Source organism: Nostoc sp., from assembly GCF_036919615.1.
Classification (GTDB): Bacteria; Cyanobacteriota; Cyanobacteriia; order Cyanobacteriales; family Nostocaceae; genus Nostoc.
Map to the genome: position 1 here is coordinate 40054 of NZ_JBALCN010000097.1, position 23854 is coordinate 63907.

The 23854-nt window shown below is 39.0% G+C and carries 15 protein-coding genes and 1 pseudogene; 8 read left to right on the plus strand and 8 right to left on the minus strand.

All coding sequences use genetic code 11. The features are described from left to right. Positions 1-31: 31 nt before the first annotated feature. Positions 32-1360 (minus strand): amino acid permease, encoded by a 1329-nt coding sequence (locus V7K48_RS28680; protein WP_335077701.1) that lies wholly within the window; start codon positions 1358-1360, stop codon positions 32-34. A gap of 593 nt (positions 1361-1953) precedes the next feature. Between V7K48_RS28680 and V7K48_RS28685 the strand changes: the two genes are divergently transcribed. The 3 genes from V7K48_RS28685 (at position 1954) to V7K48_RS28695 (ending at position 11163) form a co-directional block, all read left to right on the plus strand. Beyond that, a complete protein-coding gene (locus V7K48_RS28685) occupies positions 1954-3204 on the plus strand; it encodes a hypothetical protein (protein ID WP_335077703.1) in 1251 nt (416 codons plus the stop codon). A gap of 103 nt (positions 3205-3307) precedes the next feature. Continuing rightward, the gene (locus V7K48_RS28690) at positions 3308-5617 is read left to right on the plus strand and encodes an NAD(P)-binding protein (RefSeq protein WP_335077705.1); all 2310 of its coding nucleotides are present in this window, start codon (positions 3308-3310) and stop codon (positions 5615-5617) included. 203 nt (positions 5618-5820) lie between these two features. Continuing rightward, positions 5821-11163 carry a trifunctional serine/threonine-protein kinase/ATP-binding protein/sensor histidine kinase gene (locus V7K48_RS28695; RefSeq protein WP_335077707.1) on the plus strand — a complete coding sequence of 1781 codons (5343 nt, stop codon included), beginning with the start codon at positions 5821-5823 and terminating at the stop codon, positions 11161-11163. A gap of 136 nt (positions 11164-11299) precedes the next feature. Here the strand turns inward: V7K48_RS28695 and V7K48_RS28700 are convergent, their stop codons facing one another. Beyond that, on the minus strand, positions 11300-12277 hold the full coding sequence (locus tag V7K48_RS28700) for a threo-3-hydroxy-L-aspartate ammonia-lyase (protein ID WP_335077709.1): 978 nt from the start codon (positions 12275-12277) through the stop codon (positions 11300-11302). Between the two features lie 208 nt (positions 12278-12485). On the opposite strand from V7K48_RS28700, the gene V7K48_RS28705 reads away from it, so the two are divergent. Continuing rightward, positions 12486-13298 (plus strand): SDR family NAD(P)-dependent oxidoreductase, encoded by an 813-nt coding sequence (locus tag V7K48_RS28705; protein ID WP_335077711.1) that lies wholly within the window; start codon positions 12486-12488, stop codon positions 13296-13298. Between the two features lie 87 nt (positions 13299-13385). Here V7K48_RS28705 and V7K48_RS28710 read toward each other — a convergent pair whose 3' ends face one another. The 3 genes and pseudogenes from V7K48_RS28710 to V7K48_RS35210 form a co-directional block, all read right to left on the minus strand. After that, positions 13386-14588 carry an AAA family ATPase gene (locus tag V7K48_RS28710; RefSeq protein ID WP_335077713.1) on the minus strand — a complete coding sequence of 401 codons (1203 nt, stop codon included), beginning with the start codon at positions 14586-14588 and terminating at the stop codon, positions 13386-13388. 680 nt (positions 14589-15268) lie between these two features. Next, positions 15269-15424, minus strand: a pseudogene (locus V7K48_RS28715) (transposase); the annotation flags it as partial. Further along, positions 15355-15525: a hypothetical protein gene (locus V7K48_RS35210; protein ID WP_442949492.1), complete on the minus strand. Its 171-nt coding sequence runs from the start codon at positions 15523-15525 to the stop codon at positions 15355-15357. The gene V7K48_RS35210 and the pseudogene V7K48_RS28715, both read right to left, overlap by 70 nt. A gap of 692 nt (positions 15526-16217) precedes the next feature. On the opposite strand from V7K48_RS35210, the gene V7K48_RS28720 reads away from it, so the two are divergent. Further along, positions 16218-17147 (plus strand): WGxxGxxG-CTERM domain-containing protein, encoded by a 930-nt coding sequence (locus tag V7K48_RS28720; RefSeq protein WP_335077715.1) that lies wholly within the window; start codon positions 16218-16220, stop codon positions 17145-17147. Between the two features lie 133 nt (positions 17148-17280). Here the strand turns inward: V7K48_RS28720 and V7K48_RS28725 are convergent, their stop codons facing one another. After that, positions 17281-19341, minus strand: a complete 2061-nt coding sequence (locus tag V7K48_RS28725) for a potassium channel family protein (protein ID WP_335077717.1) — start codon at positions 19339-19341, stop codon at positions 17281-17283. A 293-nt stretch (positions 19342-19634) separates the two neighbouring features. On the opposite strand from V7K48_RS28725, the gene V7K48_RS28730 reads away from it, so the two are divergent. Together V7K48_RS28730 and V7K48_RS28735 are read left to right on the plus strand one after the other, a co-directional pair. Continuing rightward, entirely contained in the window at positions 19635-19856 is a 222-nt protein-coding gene (locus V7K48_RS28730) for a hypothetical protein (RefSeq protein WP_335077719.1), read from the plus strand. A 103-nt stretch (positions 19857-19959) separates the two neighbouring features. Then, the gene (locus V7K48_RS28735) at positions 19960-20721 is read left to right on the plus strand and encodes a hypothetical protein (protein ID WP_335077721.1); all 762 of its coding nucleotides are present in this window, start codon (positions 19960-19962) and stop codon (positions 20719-20721) included. Between the two features lie 252 nt (positions 20722-20973). On the opposite strand, the gene V7K48_RS28740 is transcribed toward V7K48_RS28735, so the two are convergent. Next, positions 20974-21747 (minus strand): glucosamine-6-phosphate deaminase, encoded by a 774-nt coding sequence (locus V7K48_RS28740; RefSeq protein ID WP_335077723.1) that lies wholly within the window; start codon positions 21745-21747, stop codon positions 20974-20976. A 293-nt stretch (positions 21748-22040) separates the two neighbouring features. On the opposite strand from V7K48_RS28740, the gene V7K48_RS28745 reads away from it, so the two are divergent. Continuing rightward, positions 22041-22739 carry an HAD family hydrolase gene (locus V7K48_RS28745; protein WP_335077725.1) on the plus strand — a complete coding sequence of 233 codons (699 nt, stop codon included), beginning with the start codon at positions 22041-22043 and terminating at the stop codon, positions 22737-22739. A gap of 301 nt (positions 22740-23040) precedes the next feature. On the opposite strand, the gene V7K48_RS28750 is transcribed toward V7K48_RS28745, so the two are convergent. Continuing rightward, positions 23041-23667, minus strand: coding sequence for a PadR family transcriptional regulator (locus V7K48_RS28750; RefSeq protein WP_335077727.1), 627 nt, complete (start codon positions 23665-23667; stop codon positions 23041-23043). Positions 23668-23854: the final 187 nt, after the last annotated feature.

Genomic DNA, 23854 nt, shown 5'->3' on the forward strand with positions numbered 1-23854 from the left:
ACAATTATAGCTATTTATGTAACATAAAATTTCATTGATGGTTTGACTGTGTGGCAATTGCCAGAATTTGTCTTCCCATCATGGCTAACGCCACTCCAATCATCACAATGAGTGTCACCTTCCCACCAGGAACGAGTGATTGATTTATGCTATCTGAGTTTTCTTGTTCTTGACGTTGCTTCCAACTCATTAACGCTGGAATAATTCCACCTAGAACTGAGATACAAAATGTTCCAGTATAATCTAAGGCAGTAAAAAAGATGGTGGGATTGAGTGTTCCCAGAGTCATAGGAGGGAAAAGAACCAGCGAATAGAGGGATAGGCGACTAGAAAGTTTGCCCTGTGTAATTAGGAAAATATCTTTGAACACATCCAGTAAGCCGTATACAAATCCAATGAATGATGTGACGATCGCAAACTCTGAAAAAATGGATGCTAGCACTCCTAACCATTCCCCCACACCACCTGTTCGGAGAATTTGCAACGGGTCAAAAACAGTTCTACCATCAGATGTGTCATGTAGGATATCAGGACTGACGCTTCCTAAAATTACGGCATTCCACGCCAAGAACATAATTAGAGGAATCACAGAACCAATAAAGATAGACTGACGAATTTTGTGGGCATCCCCTTCGAGTTGCGTCACAACCAGCGGCACAACGTTTTGGAAAAATAGCGCCACAGACATTACTGAAATGGCACTAACAAGGGCACTCCAATTCTGAAATAATAGTTGGGCACTCTGAATGTGCCCTCCTACCAGAAACAATAGTCCCAAGAAGGAAACGATAACAATTCCGACAAAGGCGCTATTTAATTTTTCAATAAACTTTTCTCGCCCAAGATACATAATCCCACCAAATAAGAGCGTGAAAGTCGTTGTACCCACCCACTTTGGTAATATCTGCACACCCCAGACTTTTGCCGCCGCAGATCCTAAAATCTCTCCACCTTCAGTGATGTATGCCACCAAGAGAGCATAGTGCATGAATAAATATGCGCCGCCAGCAATTCGCCCTCCTAGCTTACCAAGGATCTTCTCAACAACTCCCAAAAAACCTATACTCGGACACCCTTCTGTTCGCATCGTGTTTAAGATCACTTCTGCAACCAATAACCCTGAAACTAAAGCGTAGAGCCAAACAGCAATCAGCCCAGATGTGGATGGCACAATACCAGACGGCAGGGTAACAGCTGGTAAGGCGAGAATCCCAGCCCCAATGGTGGTTCCCGCAATCAATGCAGTACTTCCCAATACGCTACCCGGTTGATGATTGAGTTTCTTTCCATCAAATTCGAGATGAGAAAACAACCGAGTGATTTGCTCTGAATCTTTGAGAACAGTCTTTATGGCAACCATACTGAATACTATACTTAAACAAAATTAACAATATTAACATATGTAAATATTATTCGCAAAAACCCTGATGTTCCTGCTTTTTTAACCAAATTTTTGTGGTAAGTAAGCGTAGGCGTAGCCCGTCGTAGACATCGCTACTTGATTATCAACACAACTTTTAGACTATAAATGTCACTTGTAGCACTTGATTAAGTTGTACTTTGGGGAAATGCATCGGTGCGATCGCGCCCTCTCCCCCAATGCTGTAGCCAATCGCCCCAAACCATCCAACCCCCCAAGAACATCAAGAGCTTTGCTGACATTGGCTATTGGATTGACATTGGTTGCATTGGTGGTAAACCTTGTGCCAAGATTCGCTGTCTGAGCAATTTGTTAGAAAAGCCAGTGTAAAGGGAACACTTCAAACAAGACCCTCTGCTGAAGAATTTGATTGTGATTTATTTAACAGATTATCGGGTTTTAGTAAGGACAAATTAAAACTCCTTTGACACAATAGTACAGAAACACAGAGGTATCTAATATTCTCATATCTCTGTACATATGAATCAACATAAATCGGTATAAAAATAACCTAGTAAATTACCCAAGACCCTATGAACACCAACAACCCTTTGCAGACAATGCAAACAAGTTTCTATACGGCTTTAGGCGCTGTTAGTGAATTTACTGCCCTACTTCAAGAACCCCAAAAACTCACAAATTACCTTACCCAAATACAACAAAAACCAGATCAATTGTTCCAAGATTTAGCGGTAAAAGGCAAAAATATGGAACAAGATATGACTAGTTTTTTCAACAGTTACTTTTGGGGAGGTGGTAACAAATCACTATACCCCAAATATATAGAACGAGCAGATGGACAGGCGTTTAATCAACCCTACGAAATCAAAGGGACAAAAATGTACGGCTTTGTCGTTGAAGGTTCAATGACGAAGTTACAAGAGGTGTGTGATAAATATCTCAATGATCCTAATAACGGGGAGATTGAATATCGCCCAGCGATGAACTATCTCATTTTGACATTCAATAAGATAGATTCTTTAACTTCTATTTATCCACCCGACTATGACAAAGGAACTGTGCATGAAGAAGAAGCCATCTTTTGGATGTTAACAGTGGTAGGTAAAAGAGTTGGGCCTTTATTCATTGCTGAACGTCTAGCTTGGTTCATGCCTTACTTGTACGTGAATAATTCTCCCATCCTAATTTCTGGTAGAGAAGTCTACGGCTTCTTTAAACAACTTGGTACATTTCAGATTCCTGACTTAAATCAAGAACCGGATTTATTAACCGTAGATACTTTAGTATTTAAAGAATTTTCTTCTACCAGTCAATCTCTAGATACGCGCCTGCTGGAAGTTCAACGCATCAGTACAGGAGATAAACATCAAGCTATCAAAACTTGGGACACTTTTGAAGAAGCAGTAAGAGCGATCGCTAACTTATTATTTAACAATAATGAGATTGCCATTCCTGGCTTACAGTTACCCTTGAATCTCCTCGAATATCTCCTAAACAGAGTCGTCCCTCTGGTTACCCTCAAACAAATCCGCGACGTAGAAAACAGCAAAAAAGCCTGCTATCAAGCACTGATTGAATCCCCCATGCAACTACAAACCTTCTATGGTGGAAAACTTTTTGGATTCAATGGTTTTGGCGATCAATTTCAATTAAAAATCAATAATTTTGCTAGCCAACCAATCGTCCAAGACTTAGGACTAGACAAAGGTTATCCCGCAGGTAGCGAATCAGTAAATATCTCCGTAAAGCTTGGTTTTGTGATGCATTTCGACTTCACCCTCAAAGATGGGAAAACTGTTTGGCAAGCACCACAAAAAAATTAGTGAGTGCTGTTAGTGGATAGCTATAGTTTAGCCCATACTGATTAAATTATCTCCTTTATCTTCTGTTTCCTTCTTTACCCTTACTACGCAAAGTAAAACAAATATGTCTGAAATTTTTAAGCCAAAAAAGATCGCTATCTTAGGCGGTGGAATAGCATCATTAACCACCGCCTATGAATTAACCAGTCAACCAGGGTGGGATAGTCTCTACGAGATTACTATTTATCAAACAGGTTGGCGTTTAGGTGGTAAATGTGCAACTGGACGCAATATCAAACCCCATGCACCTGATTATGAACCAGACTACCGCATCGAAGAACATGGACTCCACATTTTTTTTGGATTCTACGAAAATGCCTTTCGTCTACTCAAGCAATGCTATGACGAACTTGGTGGCAACGGGCCTTTCAGCACCATAGAAGACGCATTCAAACCCCATAGTTTCATCGTCTTAGAAGAATACATCAATCAAAGTTGGGTAACTTTGCCTTTTAACTTTTCTACCAATTCTCTAGTTCCTTGGGAAGGTGGCGATATTTCTTCTCTTTGGGAACATATTTGTAGCACCATCAAATTCGTCATTCAGACTTACGCAGAAATTGATAATTACGACCAGTCCTATGGTTTTAAAAGTTCCTCAGCATCTATTGCCAAACAAATAGCATTAGGCAAAGAGGTAATAGAATTTTTCTCAGATAGTAGTCTTTTGCAATTTCCTAGCCAGTTGATTCAGTTATTTTTCCAAGAACCTAGTTTTTGGGGAAAATGGCTTAACAATATCAACCAATACATTGGCGATATCTTCCAAGATCTAGACTTTACTTCTGAAGGAATATTTTTAAATCTTGCCTATAACATAGCTCAATCACTGCCTCAAAATATCAAAACTCATAGACGTGAATATCACCAGTTAATTCTTAAGCTAATAGACCGTTTTAAAGAACATTTGAGCCTTCAGATAGAATCTAAAAGCGGGCAAAATCCTGACATCTTTTGGCGTTTAACACTCATCGACCTAGCATTAGCAAACATCCGGGGTTTATTTGTAGATGAGGTAATTCATTTTCGTTCCCTAGATAGTTTAGATGAGTACAACTACATAGACTGGCTACGAAAACACGGAGCTAGAGAATCAAGTATTAAATCAGCATTTATTCGTGTCTTATACGATTTAGTGTATGGTTTTCCAGAAGGTAATACCAATGAACCGCAACTAGCAGCAGGAACAGCTATCCGTATCCTCACCACCATGTTGTTCAAATACAATGGCGCAATCATGTGGAAAATGCAATCAGGGATGGCGGAGGTAGTCATCACTCCACTATATGAAGTGCTAAAGCGTCGCGGTGTAAAATTTAAGTTTTTCCATGTTGCCAAGCAGTTGCACTTAGATAAAGATCAGCAATCAATTGCAAGTATCACTTTGGCTCGCCAAGTAAATTTAAAAAACCCAGAGCAAGAATATCAACCACTCATCAAAGTTAAAGACATTCGTTGCTGGCCTAGTGAACCTCTTTATGATCAGATTGTCGATGAAGAAGCCCAAAAACTCCAAGACCAAGAAATTAACCTTGAGTCATATTGGACACCTTGGCAGAATGTAGACAAAATTACCCTCACCAAAGGCGATGATTTTGATATTGTGTTGCTGGGAATTTCTATAGCCGCCTTACCCTCTATTTGTGGTGAATTGCTCCATGCCAAAAAAAATCCAGTGCATCAAAAATGGTACAATATGTTAACTCAAGTTAAGACAGTAACTACTCAAGGCGGACAAATATGGCTTAAGCCTACCTTACAGCAATTGGGATGGCAAAAATCTAGTCACGTACTAGGAGCTTATATTGAACCACTTGATGTTTATGCAGATATGAGCGAGTCAATAGTACGAGAAAATTGGCCTTCTCAGCATTATCCTTACACTGTAGCTTATTTCACCGGCGTAATTGCAGATCCAGGTATTCCTCCCCACACAGAATATGATTTTCCAGCCAAAGCCCAAAAAAAAGTAGAGCAACAAGCAATTCACTTCCTCAATAATTACATCGGACACCTTTGGGCTGATCGTACTCACCCTAAAAATCCCCAAGGTTTGAATTGGAATTTACTAGTAGATTTTCAAAACCGTCAGGGAGTGGAACGCTTTCAAGCTCAATACTGGCGAATTAACATTAACCCATCAGAACGCTATGTACTTTCTGTACCTGGAAGTACCAAGTATCGACTCAAAACTGATGAATCTGGATTTGATAATCTTTATCTAACTGGGGACTGGATTAACAACGGTTACAATTCTGGTTGCGTGGAAGCCACAGTAATGTCTGCAATGCAAGCAACACGAGCTATTCTACACCAATGCTTCCATATAAAATACACCAAAAAAATTATTGGTGAGTGGGATTCTTGGTTATAAAGGTATATTCAAATTAATCAGGTGCATTTTGACAAACTCAACAAAATTTAGCATTATTTAGGTTGAAAAAACCTATATTATTTGGTGTCACTATACATTTTTAAAGTTTCTTATCTACCGACTTTAAAAATATATTTATTAGATAAATAATAAAATCCTCATTTCCCGAATTTGAAAAATTGCTTCAATTATTAATATAACAAATGATTACATTATCTAATTACCAAATTATAGAATTAATTTATGAAGGAACCAAAACTACTGTTTATCGAGCTAGTAGAAATAAAGATAGTAAACTAGTAGTTATTAAACTTTTAAAAATACAATACCCTGAGCTAAAAGATATAGCGGCATTCAAACATGAATATGAACTACTCAAAAATTTAGATATTCCAGGAGTTATCAAAGCTTATAGCCTAGAAAAATACAACAATGGTTTTGCCATTGTGTTAGAAAATTTTGATGGTACTTCTCTCTCCAAAATTATCCAGACAGAAAAAATAGGGTTACTTGATTTTCTCAATATAGGCATTCAAATTACTCAAGCTCTAGGTGAATTACACCAAAATTATATTATTCATAAAGATATTAAACCACAGAATATCATTGTTAATTTAGAAACTCATCAAGTTAAAATTATTGATTTTTCTATCTCATCACTGCTTTTTGAAGAAAAACCCAAACTCAGTAATCCTGATTTGCTTGAAGGAACTCTAGCCTATATGTCTCCACAGCAAACAGGAAGAATGAACCGAACAGTTGATTACCGTACAGACTTCTATTCGTTAGGTGTAACTTTTTATGAAATGCTCACAGGTCAGTTACCATTTCGAGTAATTGATCCAATGGAGTTAATTCATTGTCATATTGCCAGACAACCTACAACAGTAGATCAGTTAATCCCAGAAATCCCTCAAGTAATTTCTGCAATTATTATGAAATTACTCAGCAAAACTGCTGAGGAAAGATATCAAAGTGCTTTTGGGATTAAAGCTGATTTAGAAAACTGTCTCAATCAGTTAAAGCAAACTAATTCTATAATCGAATTTTCCATTGGTCAGCAGGATCAGTCTAGCCAACTACAAATTCCCGAAAAGTTGTATGGACGAGAAGCAGAAATAGATATCTTAATGACTGCTTTTGAAAAAGTTAATCAAGGCAATAAAGAATTAATATTAGTTGCTGGTTATTCGGGTATTGGTAAATCAGCATTAGTGAATGAAATCCATAAACCTGTTATCAAAAATAAAGGCTATTTTATTGCTGGTAAATTTGAGCAATTTCAGCGCAATATTCCTTATGCTTCCCTGATTCAAGCATTTCAAGAGTTAATGCAGCAATTACTGACAGAAAGTGAAGCACAACTAGCAACTTGGAAAGTAAAACTTTTAGAAGCTCTAGTCCCAAATGCTCAAATTATTATTGATGTTATTCCTGAACTAGAACTGATTATCGGTAAACAACCAGAAGTACCACAACTAGCTTCAGCAGAAGCACAAAATCGCTTTAATTTGGTTTTTCAAAAGTTTATCAATTTGTATGCTCAAAAAGAGCATCCATTAGTTGTATTTTTAGATGATTTACAATGGGCAGATTTAGCTACATTAAAATTAATTCAGTTATTAGCTACAGATACTGATATTCAATATTTATTGATAATCGGAGCTTTTCGAGATAATGAAGTTGATATTAGTCATCCTTTAATGTTAGTTTTGCAGGAAATTGAAAAAAATAGTCGCTCTGTAAAGATTATTCATTGTCAAAATCTTAAAATTGCTGATGTTTCTCAATTAGTTAGCGACACCTTAAAATCTAGTTTAAAAAACTCTAAAAAATTAGCAAAATTAATTTTCAATAAAACTGCTGGCAATCCGTTTTTTATCAATCAATTAATCAAATTTATTCATCAAGAAAATCTACTTCATTTTAACTTTGTTACTAGTCAATGGCAATGGAATATTCAGCACATTCAGAGCTTAGAAATTACTGACAATGTTGTTGAATTAATGATAAATAAAATTCAAAAACTCAAAGATACTACACAAAATGTTTTAAAAATAGCCGCCTGTATTGGCAATCGATTTAATTTAAATATACTCTCTTGTGTTAACGGAAAATCTCATAATGACACAGCATTAGATATTTGGGAAGCACTACAAGCTGGTTTGGTTATACCTTTAAGTGATAGCTATAAACTACCACAGCTATTAGATAATGTTGCTATTTTTGTAATTGATTATAAGTTTCTTCATGATCGCGTGCAACAAGCAGCCTATGCATTGATACCCGATGAACAGAAAAAGGAGATTCACTTAAATATTGGTAGACTGCTATTAAAGAATATAGACGAAAGTTTACTAGAAGAAAAAATCTTCGATATTGTTAACCAGTTAAATATCGGTAGTGAACTAATTTATTCTCCCTATGAAAGATATAAACTAGCTGAATTAAATCTTATTTCTGGACGTAAAGCTAAGGATTCTGCTGCTTACGAATCTGCTGGAAATTTTCTTAAGAAAGGTCTAAGTTTGCTTGCAGTCGATTGTTGGCAAAATTATTATGAATTAACTCTCGACCTTCATGTAAAAACTGTAGAAGTAGAATATTTAAATATAAATTTTGAGCAGGCAGAAGCATTATTCATCATTGTTACAAGTAACAGTAAAACTATTCTTGATGCTGTTAAAGTATATGAGAAAAAAATTCAGTTTTATGTGGCTCAAAATCGAATGCGAGAAGCATTAGATTTAGATTTGCAGGTGCTAGAGATACTGGGAGTTTCATTGTCTCAAACTCCACCAGCAGAGCTAACAATTGAAGAATTAGTCAATCTGCCAGAAATGACTGATGCTCATAAGCTAGCTGCAATGAGGATACTAATGACAGCCATGCCTCCCGCTTATTTAGCAGATCCTGCACTTTTACCACTGATTGCTTTTACGATGGTTGATTTATGTGTGCAATATGGCAATTCATCTTTTGCAGCTTATGCCTATGGTTTTTATGGGCTAATTTTATGTGGCCCTCTTAAGAATATTGAATCAGGATATCGTTTTGGTAAATTATCTTTACAAATTTTAGATCAATTCAACGCTAGAGAAATTAAATCTAAAGTTTACGCCTTATTTAATATTTTTGTTAGACATTGGAAAGAACATATTCAAGCAACTATAGAACCTTTACAAGATGGTGTTCAAAGCGGTTTAGATACAGGCGATATTGAGTATGTGGGTTACAATGGGTTATTAGTTTGTTGGCATTGTTTCTGGGCTGGAGAAAATTTAGATATTCTTGAAAAAAGATTAGAACAATATATTAATTTAGCACAGAAGATACACCAAGAACATTTTACTATTTGTTTGCTTATCTTAAAACAGATGGTAATTGAACTAGTTCAAGGACAGGATAATAAATCTTACTTAGAGGGTGAGAGCTTTAATGAATCAGTAATGCAGAGAATGGCAGGAAATATTACAGCCATTTTTTATGCTTATCTTGCAAAAAGTATTTTAAGCTATTTTTTTAAAGATTATGAGCAGTCTGTTAAAAATGCTCAATTAGCACAACAGTATGAAGTTGCAGCTAGTGGGACTGCTTATCCACCTCAATATAAGTTTTATTATTCTCTAGCATTGTTGGCTGTCTGTTTAAATACTACTTCTGAAACAGATATAAAAACTGTTATGGAGAAAGTAGAAGACAATCAAAAACAATTAAAAGAATGGGCGACTCACGCACCTGTAAATAATCAGCACAAATATGAACTAGTAGAAGCAGAAAAAGCACGATTTTTAGGACAAGTATTAGTAGCAATGGAACACTATGATCGTGCAATTCAAGGTGCTCATAATTCTGGATATATTCATGAAGAAGCGCTAGCTTATGAATGTGCAGCAGAATTTTATCTTAGTCTAGGAAGAAATGAATTTGCTTCGTTATATATGACAAAGGCACATTATGGTTATCGTTATTGGGGAGCAGGTGCTAAATTTAAAGATTTAGAATTAAAATACCCAGAATTAATTGCTAAGATTTCTACTCATTCTCAAGTAGGGTTTACAAGTAATACTATTACTACTTCCACTATCAATGAAAAGTCAAGTGGACTAGATTTGCTCACAGTTATTAAAGCATCACAAGCTTTATCAGAAATAATTTTATTGGAAAACTTACTAGAAAAATTAATGGAAATTGTGATTGAGAATGCTGGCGCTCAGACTGGTATTTTGCTTCTAGAGAAAGGAGGAAGGTTATTTATTGAAGCTCAAGCAAGTGTAGAGCAAGATGATTTAACTGTTGGTCAATCAATACCATTAGAAAATAATCAACAATTACCTATTTCTGTAATTAATTATGTTGCAAGAACCCAAACAGATGTAGTTTTATCTGATGCCATTAACGAAGGAAGTTTTACGATAGATCAATATATTATTGACCATCAAATAAAATCGCTCATGTGTACTTCTATCGTGAATCAAGGGAAATTAATTGGTTTACTTTATTTAGAAAATAATCTAATAGTGGGAGCATTTACTTCGGATAGAATACGAATATTAAAAATCCTGTTTTCACAAGCAGCTATTTCTTTAGAAAATGCCCGACTCTACGCTAACTTAGAAGAGAAAATACAGGAAAGAACTAGGGAATTAAATGAAAAAAATGTGCGATTAAAGCAAACGCTGCACAAATTGAAACTAACTCAAAGCCAGCTTATTCAAACAGAAAAAATGTCCAGTCTTGGGCAAATGATTGCTGGTATTGCTCATGAAATTAATAACCCTGTAAGTTTTATTCATGGCAATCTAAATTATATTGAAAATTACACACAAGATTTAATTAATTTAATTAATATTTATCAAAATCTTTATCCCGATGTCACACCAGAAATTAAAGAGATTTTAAAGAATATTGATGTTGATTTTCTTAAGGAAGATATGCCTAAAACTTTATCTTCTATGAGAATTGGTACGCAACGCATTGAGGAAATTGTGCTGACATTGCGTAATTTCTCTCGGTTAGATGAGGCTGACATGAAACCTGTTAACATTCATGAGGGAATTGAGAGTACCTTATTAATTTTGCAAAGCCGTCTCCAAGCCAAACCAGGTAAGCCTGCAATTGAGATTATCAAAAATTACGGTGATTTGCCAAAAATTGAATGTTATGCTAGGCAACTCAATCAGGTATTTATGAATATTCTGAATAATTCGATTGATGCTTTGGAAAAGTTCAATCAGGAAAGAAAAGTAGAGGAGATTAAGAGTAATTCTAGTGCGATCGCTATTCGTACCCAAATAGTCAATCCTGATTTAGTCGTCATTTCCATTAAGGATAATGGGGTAGGTATAAGTGATAGTGTTAGACAAAAAATATTTGATCCTTTTTTCACTACTAAACCTGTAGGACAAGGTACTGGTTTAGGATTATCAATCACTTATCAAATCGTAGTAGATAAACATCACGGTACAATAGAGTGCATTTCTGCACCTGGACAGGGTGCAGAGTTTATCATTCAAATTCCCTGTTCGCAAAAGCGGGTAATTTAGCATAAGATGTGTCAACTAAAAATCTATGCACAGATTAATATTTCCAGGTTATGACCATTTGGATCGTAAAAATAGAAACCACGCTCTCCTTTCTGGGTTAACAGACACTTGATAAATTGGGCAGTGCATACTCGGTTCAATACAATCCTACAGAAAACAATTTACCAACTTGTGCCAAATCTACATTTCCACCGCTGATGATCACACCAATCCTCGCCTCTGGTGCTGTCACCACACCTTCTAGCAAGGCTGCGGCTGCGAGGACTCCGGTGGGTTCAACTACAATTTTCAGACGTTCCCACAAGAAAAACATGGTGCGAAGAATCGCTTCTTCAGATACCGTCACCATATCATCGACGTAATGCAGCACTAAGGGGAAAGTAATTTGACCAAGGCTAGGAGTTCGCGCACCATCAGCGATGGTATCAGGATTCTCGACGGTTTGCAGCGTTTTGGTGTGAAAGGAGCGGGTAGCATCGTCGGCAAGTGCTGGTTCTACCCCGATTACTTTACAATTGGGTAACAATGCTTTGACTGCGATCGCACAACCGGAAAGTAATCCGCCACCGCCACAACAAACTAATAGTAAGTCCAATTCACCAACTTCTTGGATCAGTTCTAAAGCAGTTGTCCCCTGTCCAGCGACTACATGGGGATGATCGTAAGGGGGAATGAGTGTCAAAGAGCGCTTCTGTGCTAGATTTTGGGCTAATTCTTCCCGGTTTGTGGCTTGGCGATTGTACAAAATTATCTCTGCACCATAACTACGAGTCGCAGTTTGTTTGACAGCCGGAGCATCATCAGGCATGACAATGGTGGTGGGAATATTTAGTAGTTGTCCAGCTAAAGCGATCGCTTGGGCATGATTTCCCGATGAATAGGTGAGAACGCCTGTTTGTTTTTCTGCTACCGATAGTTGGGCTAGAGCATTATACGCCCCTCTAAATTTAAATGCCCCAGTGCGTTGAAAGTTTTCACACTTAAAGAACACTTGACTATTGGTGCGATCGTTAACAATTCTAGAAGTCAGCACAGGCGTGCGGTGGGCAATCCCCAAAATCCGCTCTTGTGCTGCTTGCACGTCAGTTATAGCAACGGAATTATGCTGTGGCATTGATAACGATATGAAATATTCTTGCTCTTGTTTATATGGATACAGATTTTTATATTTGCGCTTAATATGCTGGATTGAAACATACTGATTTCAGGTGGATAGCATCATTCTTTGTCACCATAAAAATAGCTACAGCAAATATTATATATTGCTGTAGCTACTTTTATAAAAGTTAAATTCATTAATTCAAATTAGTCATTTTTGTAACATGAATCAAACATCTGAAAGTCGGCGAAAAAAAACTGCTCTAATTACAGGAGCGGCTAGTGGGATAGGCTATCAATTAACCCAGATTTTTGCTCGTCATAGTTATAATCTGGTGTTAGTGGATAATAATGAAGAAAAACTTAATGAAATTATAGATGAATTTCCGCAAAAATTTGGCATTTTTATGAAAATTTTTGCTAAGGATTTATCTATCCCAACATCCCCAGAAGAAATCTTCACCGAACTACAGCAAGCATCCATCAAAATTGATGTGCTGATTAACAATGCTGGCTTTAGTACTTATGGAGTATTTAACGAAACAGACCTCACCATTGAACTGAAAATGCTACAGCTAAATATAGGGAGTCTAACTCATTTAACTAAGTTATTCCTCAAGAATATGATCGAGCAAAACTATGGAAAAATATTAAACGTGGCCTCATCCGCTGCTTTTCAACCAGGGCCTTTAATGGCAGTTTATTTTGCTACTAAAGCCTATGTCTTATCATTTTCAGAAGCGATCGCTAATGAATTAGAGGGCACAGGTGTTAGCGTGACTGTTCTTTGTCCAGGGCCACCAGCATCGGAATTTCAACGAACAGCTGCAATGAAAGATTCAAAAATTGCTCGCATTAAGAGAATGATGGAGACAGAAACCGTTGCTAAGATTGGTTATCAGGGCTTAATGACAAACAAAACTGTTATCGTTCCTGGGATGAAAAATAAGATATTGACTGAAAGTGTCAGATTTACACCCAGAAATTTAGTCACAAAGATCGTGAGAAGTATGCACGAACTTAAAAAAAATAGGTAGCCTGATATCTGACTTTTCACTCTTATCTAGAAACCTCACTTCCATTCCTCTCCCCTAAAAGGCTACGGTGCAATTGAGTTACCCAATTCAAATAAATAGTTGGGTAAACTCATATATTAAATCCACCCTGCCCTTACGTAACATGGCTGGATCTAATCTTTCAGTAGTGTTGCAAGTCATCAAGACAACTAACCGTTGCTGCATCTGAATACCAGAGTCATCAATTACACTCTGATACAAAGTGCCATCCAGCAAACTCAGAATGTGTTCGGTTTTGTTATTGTATTGCGCTACCTCGGAAGCACGATTTTGCGCTAGATTATCAGCTTCGTTAATAACGATACAAATACGCTCTATGTAAGTTGGTGGGACAAAATTAGCGATCGCATCATGATCTAAAATAAAAATTACATACCCTAAAGGTACAAGAATTTCTTTTGCCACTGCCTGTGTCCAGACTGTTTTACCTGTACCTGGTTGCCCATGTACAACAACCGCTAACTGGTTTTGATTAAGAATCGCTTGCTGTACAGAATCAGTAAAGTTTTGTATATCTGCGGGAAATGTCCGAATGGGAAATTGACTATGAACTTTGCCTACACGACTTTGATATCCACTCAGCATAACTGCTAAGTCGTAAGTCGCTTTGTTAATTAGGGGCGCGAGATTTTTTGCCATTAAACTATATTGTCGTCGTCCGCGATCGTAGGGGTCAATTTGCAACCAAACGTCATCCTTCGACCAGTAAGCATAAACAGTATTGATAACGTCTAAACGTTCCCAATTAACAAATTTATCTCTAGGAAAATAAAAATCTCTTTCTGAATAATACTGGGTAATAATGTCGGGACTACCCAACACATGTAAAACTCGCAATATAGTAATTTCTTGGAGTCGGTTAAGAACATAATCAATGGGAATGCTACTACGACTGACAAATTGCACAATGGGTGTTTCCGTACTCAAAACATCTTTGTAGCGATGATCTGGTGATTGAGGATCTGGCGTGATGTAATTCCAAAACTTTTCAACTTCGTAGCGGGTATTATCAGATACAACACTTAATAAATTAGCCCACCAAGCATAATTATTTCGTCCCAAAATATCAGCAACATTACTCGCTAAATTCAAACTTTTTTGAGTTAATTCGCGGGAGTCACTGTACAATAGTTGCCACAAAAACTCCCAGTCTAATTCTCGGTTAAACGGTCGCCAACCGCTAGCAAGCAAGCTTTGCCGGGTATTATTTGTAGGATTGCCTTCATTACTTCTAAAATAGTCAAAATCCATATTTGTTAGTTATGCAGCATTAATTGAGTTATTTTGTGTGAAGTATAATATTTTGAAAAATTTTTCTTATAATATCAACTAATTGCGTACAAATGGTAATTTTATTTCCACTGTGCTCTACTGGCTAGGAAGTCTTTTTAATTTAACTCATCCTTTATGTAATATACTGTACCACATAAAAACTACTTATGTCAACTTTTTTGACAAAGCAATTGGTAAGTGGGAGTAAGAGCAATGCGATTTTGTTAGATCACCCTAAAAGGGGAGCGATGTCTTCTCTACGATACCAAGGCGAACGGCGAGCGTAGCCATCCCGATGGCTAATACTGAAAACTAAGTAATCTTTATTACATAAAATAGATTAGTCTGTACCACAAGTTATCTTTTTGGTATCTTCAAAAATATTTATGGTCAATGATTTGATAATTTATTCAAATAAACTGTCTACGTTAGTAATTAGAAGGCAAGTATTTATTATTACAAACAAATGATAAATAACCATCATAGGTATAAAATTTATCCAATGGTTTGGTGGTTGATGAAAGTCTGTAAGATGGAATTGCAAAAATTATCCCAATTGTAAGCACACCATTAGCAATGAAGATGTAATATAATTTCTGCTCAAGGTTTAAGGCTTTATTTTCTAAAAGGATGTTTTAAAAGTCGAAACCAGTCAAAAATCATGCCAGTCGTCTGACCATAATACGAATCATGGCAATATAGATAAATGTCTCTGAGGATTCGGGTAGTCTTTCATAATCTTTGCTCAAGCATCGGCACCAATTAAGCCAGCCAAAAGTTCGTTCGACAACTCAACGCTTTGGTAAATAGACAAAACCCTTTTTTCCAAATGTCTAAGAACAATTTCTACAATCCACCAAAACATATCCATCACCCATCGGATAAATTCTTCGCCTCGGTACCCACCGTCCAGCATCTAAATAAGATAAGTAACTCAAAAATCCTTATATTCATTATGATTGGTACGATACTATATTTTTTGTCTATAAGTAAGCAGCTTTATATTCAAAAAATCTTGGACATATAAAGATCCTTCTGAATGTTTTGTGAACTCTTCCTATGGATGTACCAATCTCGAATAAAACCCCCAATGGGAAGATTGTGCTTATCTTAAGGTCTGCTTATCTAATTGCAAGCTTGAAAACGTTCCATTATTTTCATATTCATAAACTAACTTTAATGCCAAATTCATTCCTGCGATATAAATGGTTTTACTCTTATGGTAGAAGTCTTGCAAAAAACTAGCAGTTATCCTGAATAAGAATGACAAAATAATTCACAATAAGTAATTAAAAATTATGATCGCAAGTGAAGGTAGTTTTTTATGATGAATAAACATTATTATTCCTTGCTTGTTGTGAACAAGCGACTTTGGTTGTCGGTTCCTAATCATGAATTAGTAGTTACTTTTTATGAATTAGTTTGACTCTGAGGAATAGTCAGTTATTGTAGGAACTTCAAATGCTTTCAACTCTTCCAAAATAAACTAGATGATAGACTTTTCAATCTGTCTTATCAAAATTTACCTAATTTAGTAGTGGATTGAGTAAGCAATATCGGTTTTTAAAATCAATCACAGAAATTTAGAACAAAAAAGGAACCATAACCATGAAGCCAATTTATTTATCTAAAGCTGTTTTAGCTACTGTCTTTGCCATGAGTTTTGCTTCTGTGTCCTTACCTCCTTCTGTTTTTGCCCAAGGTGGAGGCTCTGGCAGCGGAGGCTCCGGCAGTGGAGGCTCCGGCAGTGGAGGCTCCGGCAGTGGAGGCTCTAGTGGTAGCTCTAGCTCAGGTACTGGTACAGGCGCTGGCACAGGTACAGGTGCTGGCACAGGCACGGGTACAGGTGCTGGTACAGGCACGGGTACAAGTCCTGGCACAGGAACGGGTACAGGCACAGGCACGGGTACAAGTCCTGGCACAGGCACAGGCACAGGTACAGGTGCTGGTACTACAGGTACGGGTACAGGTGCTGGTACTACAGGCACGGGTACAGGTGCTGGTACTACAGGTACGGGTACAGGCGCTGGTACTACAGGCACGGGTACAGGCGCTGGTACAACAGGTAGTGGTACAGGCACTGGTACAACGGGTAGCGGTACAGGCACTGGTACAGGCGCTGGTACAACAGGTACAGGTACAGGTGTAACAGGTGGTGGCGCAGCTAGTGGCACAACAGGTAGTGGTACAGGTACTGACACAACAGGCAGTGGTACAGGCACTGACACAACAGGCAGTGGTACAACAGGTAGTGGTACAGGCACTGACACAACAGGCAGTGGTACAACAGGTAGTGGTACAGGCACTGACACTACAGGCAGTGGTACAATAGGTAGTGGTACAGGCACTGACACTACAGGTACTAACAGGAATACAGGCATCGCAGCTTCCGAAGGAACTCGCGATCGCGGTTTCGATTGGGGTTGGCTAGGTTTACTTGGTCTAGCCGGTTTATTTGGTTTTCTGCCTCGTAATCGTGATAAAATCCGGGCTTATAGCGATCCTGATGAAGTAACAGGTTCTCCTCGTTCTAAATAGTATTCACCACACTGTAAAAGACGTACAACCGACGTTTATTTTATCTAAACTTTAGGCTATTACAGCGGTTAGACCACACGCGTAGGGGCATAATACATTGATATTGCGCCCCTACAACTACAGACCCGTTCGCTCAAGTTGAGCTACTACCTTGCCCAATGAAGATTACATTTGCCAAAACTTGTATTTTTGTTAGCTCACGCACAAGACGTTGAGCTTGATGTTTATAAAGTTGTATTGGTAACACTCCAGGCAAATTATTCATCCATTGCCTAGCAGTAGCAGAACTACATCCCGTAATCAAGACTATTTCTTCAGCACCATAGATCATAGCATTTGTAGTCAGAGCTTTTTCAATCTGCACCTGCCAAAGGCGAGGCAGCATTTCACCCCATTCAATGCGCTGCAAACTACTGCTTGTGGCTAAAACAATCAAGCGATCGCCAGCATAAAGCTTAACATCATACCAGGGCATTAAGGAGTAATTATCTCGCTGATATTTCTGGTAGAGAATCGGCACAACACTGTAGCCATAGGCTATTTCAGATAGAAGCAACTCATTCAGGGTATCGCCATCTTCAATCTTGTATTCCGTCACCATGACTATTTGCTCGCTCAAGTGAAACAAGCTCAGAACATTTTCTCCAAAGGCAGCACAAGCAAAGACTTCTGCCGACAAAGCTGCGCCACACAGAACTTGGGCATAGGGAAACAGAGGGGCTACATTATCACTAAATTGGCGGTCCTGAGAGCGGATAATCAAGTTAGTGGCAGGGTTCATTGCATGAGCCATCAAACCAATTTCCAGATTTTCCATGTTATCGTCCCCAACTAAAACGATGCTTTTGGCACGGGAGAGATTCACCTTAGTGAGTGCTTCAGTAGCATTGCCAACGATAAGGGGCATATCGGGTAAAGTGTCTTGGTCGAGAGTGGTAGGATGAATTCCTACTAACGGCTGGTTGAGTTCTTGCAAAAGAGCAGCCACTCTCTGTCCCAAGCGATTTAAGCCAATAATCACTACATGGTTGCGTTGTGGTATGGGAGGACGGGAATTGAAAAACTGGAATCTTGAAGTGACAAGAGCATCAGTCACCAGTGCATATAATACTCCCACGAAAGCTTGACCTGTCAACGTCAGTCCCAGGCTAAACAACCGCAACCACCAAGGCATATGGTCTGAGGGTTGTGATTGCGATGTAAACTCAACACCGCCAAATAAATCTCCGTATCCTCCCAAGAGCAAGACTGCTGTTGCATAAAAAGCTTCTTGGAGAGTGATGTCAGGATAATATAAGTGGTAAAGAATTATTCCAACAAGCCACAGGATGAGTACAGTAATGGCATAGATTGTCGCAATTCGCCGGATTTGATTTTGGCTTTGGTGGTTAGATTGCCAAAATTGCACTATTTCCTGCTTGAGATTTTTTGCTGTGATGCCTTGGACAAACTGTTGCCATTGCCACCTTTGGCTATGATATTTCCGGTGTTGCTCGGATAAAGCCAAATCATATGCAACATCAATGTAAACTAGCGTGTCTCCTACCTGCACTTCTGCCTCTGGGTCCCAGCCAAACAATTCTTTGAGTGGAGCAGATGAAACAGGTGTGTGACTCAAGATGCGCCGAGTTGTGAGATTGAGTCTATGTACTGGCTTGCCATTACACCAGCTATCCTTCGCTTGTACCTGGTGCTTTATCACTTGCAATAGTTGCCCTTCTAAAGTGAAATATCCAATAGCTTCAGAGCCAAGGGCTGTCAGAGCGAAGGCATGAGCTGAGAGATGAGTAGGCTCAAAGGCAACAAAATTGCCTAAATTTTCCCACAAGAGTTTGTTGAAATTTTGTTTGTCAGAACGTACAATCAGGCGAACGTGCGGATTAAGACGCCGTGCTGCAAATGCAGCTTCTATATTCATCCGCTCATTTCTTGTCACTAAAAGTATTGAACGACACTGGCTTATACCTGCTTGCTCTAGAACACTTGGCTGGCGGCAGTCTCCGATGATTAACTTTTCTAGTAAGCTAGGTACTTCTTGGACTTCCCAATGTTCGGGTTGTACATCGTCAATGGCGTTGACTCTAACATCGTACTCCTTTAGGACTGCAACACAATGTTGTCCTAAACTTTGAAGTCCGCATACTAAGAAAAGGTCTTGGAGTTTTTTGGGATTGGTGCTAGCAGGGGGATGCACTTTCTGTTGATGGCAGCATTCGATACTGCTAACAGTATGTGGTTACTAGGATTATATCTCACTGTTCGTGTAATCGCTTGAATTGGATATGGGGCATTAGGCAAAACAGTTCCTAGTTCTGAGTAAAGAACAATATGCTTGGGTTAAGGATTTTTTCCTTCTCTCTGTGTCCTCTGCGCCTCTGCAGTAGCCTGCGGCAAGCCCTCCGGCTTGGTGCAGTCGCTCATGGGGAAAACCCCCTACAGCCCTTCTCTTAGGGAATCAACTTACCGCCAGACGTGGGGCAATTCCAGGTGATTCAAGTGTGGATTGATGGGAATTGCAAATACGTAGAAGTCGAGGGACAAATCATCCTTCTCAAGGATACTACCCGTGAACTGGTGGGGAAATCCTTGGAGGCTATCACAAAACTGGCAGTGAATGCTTTAGGCGATCGCCAGTTGGATGGCAGCAAACTACTGGCAAGAGGCAATATCGAATATCGGCTTCAGGATCAGCAACTATGCATAAATTAGTGTCGCTGTTACCTGTAAGTTATTAGGATAAAGTAAGAGGCTTACGTAAGCGTGATTTTTACTTCTATTTATCAATTGTGTTTTAATTCAAGTTAGGATTGTTATGACGGAAGGACTACACATTCACTCACAACATTTGTCAACTACTTCAGGGCAGTCCCTGTTTGAATCACGACCATTTACAGTGCAGGCAAAAAAAGCGTCACGACCGATACCTGACTTGAATACATTGTTCACACGAGCGGAGAAATACGGGCATCATTTGAATCGGACGCACTCAAGTAGTATTTCAGGTATTACCGCAGTACAGCCAAAGCTACATGTGAAGCAACCTGTCCAACTGATGTCAAAAAACAAAACACTCCCCAAAAAACAAAAACCGCCAGAGGAAGAACGCAGAATGCAGGGAGATCATGTCTTTAATGACTTTATAGGGGACACCCAAGACATTATAGGCGGTAACCTCCCTTTCCATTCAGGAATGGGAATAGAAAGCGAATATCGGAAACAAAAAGTTGAATACAGCGAAAATGGGTTAGATAATGCTGCTACCTATGGAAATAGTAAACGAAGCGCAGACGATGCTTTAAAAACACTTACGAAAAAGCAAGTAAAGCCTGGAGCTAAAAAGCATCCTGATTATCAAAACGCGATGCAAGCTTTAAACAATATGCAAGAAAGCGCAATAGATCAAGGTGCATACGACCAAACCAAAAGCAACGAAGTCGTTAAGCAAACAAATCAATATCGGCAAGGTCTTCCAACAATGAATGACCGCTTAATTGACCAGCATATTTTATCTGAACAATACAAACAAGAGAAAATCGAAGAGGAAATAAAAGCTCAAAACAGAGCTAAAAAATAATCTAATATAAAGGAGACGCTCTTGCGTTCGGGCATCCTACGGCAGGCGTTAGCCTCTCCCAATGTGAGAAGACCGCGCTGCTTCAACACTTTGCGTCTACGTTAAAAAAATTGACTTTGACAAAGAGTTTTAACCTTAACTCAACCGTATTGGAGTAAAAAAGTGAGATTCCCCACTCAGCGTTTAGTATTTGGTGATTTGGACTTCACCACCAAAAAATTTTAAAACATCCTCTGAAAATTCGAGAGAAGTTCAAGAAAGCAAACTAGCAGAATTGACATCTAAAAATAACGTCGCTTGAGATTGTTGACGGAGAATAGAAGCCGGACAGTCTGTACTTATAGCTCCTTGCAACATCTCTCTTACCACATTCGCTTTACGTTTTTCTGGAGCCAGACAGATAATTTTTTTAGCTGAACAAATTGTCGAGATGGTGACAGTAAAAGCATATTGTGGAACAGTTTCTAGATTCGGAAAGTGACCTGTGCTTACTTGTTGCTGACGGTTCACTGTATCTAGTTTCACCAGCTTCACACTGTAAGGATCTTGAAAATTTGCTACTGCTGGATCATTAAAAGCCAAATGTCCATTTTCGCCAACACCAAGACAACATAAGTCAATTGGTTGTGCTTGCAATAATTTAGTGTAGCGATCGCACTCTGCTACTGGTTGCAATGTATCACCTTCTATATAGTGAAATCTCTTAGGAATAACCAGCTTCTCTACACGTTCTCGCATATAGCGCCGGAAACTGGCAAAATGGTCAGCAGTAATTCCTAAATATTCATCTAAATGGAACAGAATAATCCGTGACCAATCTACACCACCCAATGCAATCAAAGCATCAAGAAATTTGAGTTGGGAGTTACCTGTTGCTAACAATACAGCAGCTGTATTTTGTTGTGTAAGAACTTGCTGTAAATGCTTTTGCGCGATTTCTGCAACATCTTGGGCCATTTCGACTTCAGAGTTGTAAATCTGCACTAATAAATCATCAACGCGAAAAAAGTTTGTAGCGGCTAGCATTTGCTCACACAGAAGGTTATCAATTATACGACAGTTACTTAAGAGGCTCTACCTGTCTGCCCTTACATGCTCAATCCAGTGTAGATTCAGTACTTACGCACGGGTCATGGAAGAACAAACCACAGAGACACAGAGTACACGGAGGAATGAGAGTTTGAGAGGTTTTTTGCGTAAGTCCTAAGATTTTAGGATTTAGCAGATTAATTTGTGACTTTTTGCGCTGTATAAAGACAAAAAAACAATGTAAACTATTTAAATTAAGTTAACAATTATTTACATTTTACCTAAAAATCATGCTGGCTGCAATTCTCTTTGACCTAGACGGCACTATTGTCAACACTGATCCTATACACTACCTAGCTTGGCAGGAAATGCTGTTAAATTTCAGCATTGAAATTGACGAAATATTTTATAGATCCCAAATTAGTGGGCGGCTAAATCCAGAAATTGTCAAAGACATTCTGCCACAATTATCAGTAGCAGAAGGGCAAAAATTTGCAGACGAAAAAGAGGCGCTTTTCCGCAAACTTGCCCCTGATCTCAAACCGCTGAGTGGATTTTCTGAACTACTAGCATGGACAGATACACATCAGTTAAAACGGGCATTAGTAACTAATGCCCCTAGATTAAATGCAGAATTTATGCTAGAGGTTTTGGGAATTAAAGAAGCTTTTCACACAATTGTTTTAGCGGATGATTGTATTGCAGGTAAACCCGACCCTGCGCCCTACCAAGTTGCCCTAAGTAAGTTGGCGATTACAGCAGAAGAAGCGATCGCCTTAGAAGACTCTCCCTCTGGTATTTGGGCGGCGGTGAGCGCAGGTATCCGCACTATTGGCATCGCCTCCACCCACGATCCGCAACTTTTGCAGGAAATCGGCGCATTTTTGGCAATTCCAGATTTTACTGATTTGCAGTTGTGGACATTCCTGAACTCACTCATCGAGCCAGATTTAAGTGCGATCGCTTCATTAGTTAACAGAACCCTATAGCGATCGTTTGTATGCAATACACTCTGACCTCACTTCCATTCCTCTCTCCTAAAAGGAGGAGCCACTGCATTGGGTGGCTCTACCGACGAGCCTTGCATGTGGTGTCAGAGGCTTTGAATCTTGCTCCCCTTCCCTTGCAGGGGAGCCAGTGCGTTGGGCGGGTTTCCCAACTTGTTCGCGCAGCGTCTCCCTTAGGAGAAGCACCTGGCGTAAGGGGCTGGGGGTTAGGTCTGTCTGTGTTGGACTCAATTGAGAAACGCTATATATTCTCACTCCTCACTCCCAACTCCCAACTCCCGACTCATTTCTCAGCCAGAATCGCGTAAATTTCCCGTTTAACTTGCTCTAAAAGCTCACGCACCCGATTTATTCGCTCCATATTGCCACTGCGAGCAACCTGCACCACAACAGCAGCTAATTCTGTTGCAGCATTCCGCAACTCAATAAACTCTTGAGGCTTACCTGTCACGAAACTTTTGAAGGTATCCCAAGGAGAGTCTGAAGTTTCCTGTTGGGCACGTTCTGCCAATAATTGTCTACCCTCATCCGTAATCGTGTAAATCCGCTTGCCACCTTCCTGTGCGCTCTTGAGAAAACCACCTTCCTCTAGTAATTGGAGTGTTGGATACACTGAGCCAGGACTAAGGCGACGAAAACCACCATAACGAGTTTCCATCTCTTTAATCAAGTCGTAACCATGACTAGGATGCTCGGATAACAATTCCAGCAGGATGAACTTGATGTCACCCCGACGAGTCCGATATTCATCTCCCCAACCACGACCAAACATTTCATTGCCGAAGTGTTTGCCATGATCTCTACCATGATGCTTGCCATGCCCAAACCAAGACCTGACAAGCAATGAATCATCTTCGCTAACTCCTGCCCATGCAGGTGCACCTAAACGTGACCGAAAGTGTCTAAACATAAATGAATCTCACATCAACTTTCTCTACTATACGATATATCGGAATATATCGCGATATATCGGAATAGAATTTTGATGAAGATTTTTGAAGTAAGCAACTGTGCCAACACCATAACTGATGCCTGCGGTGGTCACTGAGCAATTCGACAGGCTCACTGTGTCACTTTGCCGTACTCTACGGAGAAGC

Excerpts from the sequence above, each read along its gene's own strand:
- V7K48_RS28750 (WP_335077727.1), bottom strand. The coding sequence starts at position 23,667 with ATGTTTAGACACTTTCGGTCACGTTTAGGTGCACCTGCATGGGCAGGA.
- V7K48_RS28700 (WP_335077709.1), bottom strand. The coding sequence starts at position 12,277 with ATGCCACAGCATAATTCCGTTGCTATAACTGACGTGCAAGCAGCACAA.
- V7K48_RS28680 (WP_335077701.1), bottom strand. The coding sequence starts at position 1,360 with ATGGTTGCCATAAAGACTGTTCTCAAAGATTCAGAGCAAATCACTCGG.
- V7K48_RS28690 (WP_335077705.1), top strand. The coding sequence starts at position 3,308 with ATGTCTGAAATTTTTAAGCCAAAAAAGATCGCTATCTTAGGCGGTGGA.
- V7K48_RS28685 (WP_335077703.1), top strand. The coding sequence starts at position 1,954 with ATGAACACCAACAACCCTTTGCAGACAATGCAAACAAGTTTCTATACG.
- V7K48_RS28740 (WP_335077723.1), bottom strand. The coding sequence starts at position 21,747 with ATGCTAGCCGCTACAAACTTTTTTCGCGTTGATGATTTATTAGTGCAG.
- V7K48_RS28745 (WP_335077725.1), top strand. The coding sequence starts at position 22,041 with ATGCTGGCTGCAATTCTCTTTGACCTAGACGGCACTATTGTCAACACT.
- V7K48_RS28695 (WP_335077707.1), top strand. The coding sequence starts at position 5,821 with ATGATTACATTATCTAATTACCAAATTATAGAATTAATTTATGAAGGA.
- V7K48_RS28705 (WP_335077711.1), top strand. The coding sequence starts at position 12,486 with ATGAATCAAACATCTGAAAGTCGGCGAAAAAAAACTGCTCTAATTACA.
- V7K48_RS28720 (WP_335077715.1), top strand. The coding sequence starts at position 16,218 with ATGAAGCCAATTTATTTATCTAAAGCTGTTTTAGCTACTGTCTTTGCC.
- V7K48_RS28735 (WP_335077721.1), top strand. The coding sequence starts at position 19,960 with ATGACGGAAGGACTACACATTCACTCACAACATTTGTCAACTACTTCA.
- V7K48_RS28710 (WP_335077713.1), bottom strand. The coding sequence starts at position 14,588 with ATGGATTTTGACTATTTTAGAAGTAATGAAGGCAATCCTACAAATAAT.
- V7K48_RS35210 (WP_442949492.1), bottom strand. The coding sequence starts at position 15,525 with ATGCTGGACGGTGGGTACCGAGGCGAAGAATTTATCCGATGGGTGATG.